The following is a 2,947-nucleotide window of genomic DNA, read 5'->3' on the forward strand; positions in this document are numbered from 1 at the left end:
CTAGTCGCGGTGCGCCGCGACCTGACCGGCTACCAGCACGTGCACCCCGAGCTCGGGGACGACGGCGTCTGGCGCGCCCCCCTGGCGCTGGAGCCGGGTAGCTGGCGGCTGCTCGCCGACTTCACCGCCGCCGCCGACGGCGAGAACCGCGTCCTGGGCGCCGAACTCGCCGTCCCGGGCGCGTACGACCCCGCTCCCCTGCCGGCTCCGTCGCAGGTCGCGGAGGTCGACGGCTACACCGTCGTCCTCACCGGCGGGCTGACCCCCGGCGAGGAGTCGGAGCTGACGCTGAGCGTGAGCCGCGACGGCGTCCCGGTCACCGACCTGCAGCCCTACCTCGGCGCCTACGGCCACCTGGTGGCCCTGCGCGACGGCGACCTCGCCCACCTGCACGTGCACCCGGCCGGGCGCGAGGGCACGCAGGCCGCGCCCGGGCCGCACATCCCCTTCGCCACCACCGCCCCCTCGGCGGGCACCTACCGGCTGTTCCTGGACTTCCGGCACGGCGACGCCGTGCGCACAGCCGCGTTCACCGTGACCGCCGAGCCGCACGAGGAGCACGGATCGTGACCACCGCCCCCGGCACCGCCACCAGCGACGTCGAGCTGCTGATCGGCGGGATGACCTGCGCGTCGTGCGCCGCCCGCGTGGAGAAGAAGCTCAACAAGCTCGAGGGCGTCACCGCCACCGTCAACTACGCCACGGAGAAGGCGAAGGTCAGCTACGGCGACGGCGTCAGCACCGACGACCTCATCGCCACCGTCGAGAAGACCGGCTACACGGCCCGCCTGCCCGAGCCCCCGCGCGCCGAGGCACCGGCCGAGCAGGACGCCGAGGACGGCCCCCTCCGGGCGCTCCGGACCCGGCTGGTCGTCTCCACGCTGCTGACCGTCCCCGTCGTCGCCATGGCGATGGTGCCCGCGCTGCAGTTCGAGTACTGGCAGTGGCTCTCGCTGACCCTCGCCGCGCCGGTCGTGGTCTGGGGCGGGCTGCCGTTCCACCGGGCCGCGTGGACCAACCTGCGCCACGGCGCGGCGACCATGGACACCCTGGTCTCCCTCGGCACGCTGGCGGCCTTCGGCTGGTCGCTGTACGCGCTGTTCTGGGGCACCGCGGGCGTCCCCGGCATGACCCACCCCTTCGAGCTCACCATCGCCCGCACCGACGGCAGCGCGAACATCTACCTCGAGGCCGCGGCCGGCGTGACGACGTTCATCCTCGCCGGGCGCTGGTTCGAGGCGCGCTCCAAGCGGCGGGCGGGGGCGGCGCTGCGCGCGCTGCTCGAGTTCGGCGCCAAGGAGGTCGCGGTGCTGCGCGGCGGCACCGAGCGGCGGGTGCCGGTCGCCGAGCTCCGCCGCGGCGACCTGTTCGTCGTCCGGCCCGGCGAGAAGATCGCCGCCGACGGTGAGGTGACCGAGGGCAGCTCCGCCGTCGACGCCTCGATGCTGACCGGTGAACCGGTGCCGGTCGAGGTGCGGCCCGGCGACGCCGTCACCGGGGGCACCGTCAACGTCGGCGGGCGGCTGGTCGTGCGCGCCACCCGGGTGGGCAGCGACACCCAGCTGGCCCAGATGGCCCGGCTGGTCGAGGAGGCGCAGAACGGCAAGGCCGAGGTGCAGCGCCTGGCCGACCGGATCTCGGGCGTCTTCGTCCCGGTCGTGCTCGCGATCACCGCGGCGACGCTTGGCTTCTGGATCGGCACCGGCGCGGGGCTGCCGGCCGCCTTCACCGCCGCGGTCGCGGTGCTGATCATCGCCTGCCCGTGCGCGCTGGGCCTGGCCACGCCGACCGCCCTCATGGTCGGCACCGGCCGCGGCGCGCAGCTCGGCATCCTGATCAAGGGCCCCGAGGTGCTGGAGTCGACCCGCCGGGTGGACACCGTCGTCCTGGACAAGACCGGCACGGTCACCACCGGGCGCATGGCGCTGCTCGACGTCGTCCCCGCCGCGGGCGAGGACGCCGAGCGGGTGCTCCGCCTGGCCGGCGCGCTGGAGGCCGCGTCCGAGCACCCGATCGCGCAGGCCGTCGCCGCCGGTGCCACCGAGCGCACGGGCGCACTGCCCGCGGTGGACGGGTTCGCCAACGTCGAGGGACTCGGGGTGCAGGGCGTGGTCGAGGGCGCCGCGGTGGTCGTCGGCCGGCGCCGGCTGCTGGCCGACTGGTCGCTCCCGCTGCCCGCGGAGCTCGAGCGCGCCGCCGACGAGGCCGAGGCCGCGGGCCGCACGGCCGTCGCCGTCGGCTGGGACGGCGCCGCCCGGGGCGTGCTCGTGGTCGCCGACGCGGTCAAGGACACCTCCGCCCGCGCCATCGCCCAGCTGCGCGCGCTCGGCCTGACCCCGATCCTGCTCACCGGCGACAACGAGCGGGCCGCTCGGTCGGTCGCCGCGCAGGTCGGCATCGACGAGGTCGTCGCCGAGGTGCTGCCGCAGGAGAAGGTCGACGTCGTCCGCCGGCTGCAGGACGAGGGGCGGACCGTGGCGATGGTCGGCGACGGCGTGAACGACGCCCCCGCGCTGGCCCAGGCGGACCTGGGCCTGGCGATGGGGACCGGCACCGACGTGGCGATCCAGGCCAGCGACCTGACCCTGGTACGCGGCGACCTGCGGGCGGCCGCGGACGCGATCCGGCTCTCCCGCCGCACGCTGGCCACCATCAAGGGCAACCTGTTCTGGGCGTTCGCCTACAACGTCGCCGCCCTGCCGCTGGCCGCCGCGGGCCTGCTCAACCCGATGATCGCCGGCGCCGCGATGGCGTTCAGCTCGGTGTTCGTCGTCTCGAACAGCCTGCGGCTGCGCGGCTTCGCGCCGCTGCCGGAGAACCGGGACGCGGCCCTGGCGGTGGCCGGCGGCCGGCTGGTCGCCCAGCACGCCGCGCTCCTGGTGCGGCCGGATCCGCGCCCCGTGCGGCGGGCGGCGGTCGTGGACGCGCTGCACGCGGCGAGCATGCT

The 2,947-nt window shown here is 75.9% G+C and carries 1 protein-coding gene and 1 pseudogene; both read left to right on the forward strand.

The window, feature by feature from the left end:
- A pseudogene (locus E9529_RS21185) lies at nucleotides 1–570 on the forward strand (DUF748 domain-containing protein); the annotation flags it as partial.
- 50 nt (nucleotides 571–620) lie between these two features.
- Nucleotides 621–2,947 (forward strand): cation-translocating P-type ATPase (locus E9529_RS21190; RefSeq protein ID WP_236833242.1); only part of this gene is annotated, 2,327 nt, incomplete at its 3' end.

This window comes from Blastococcus sp. KM273128, assembly GCF_021698975.1.
Lineage (GTDB): Bacteria > Actinomycetota > Actinomycetes > Mycobacteriales > Geodermatophilaceae > Blastococcus.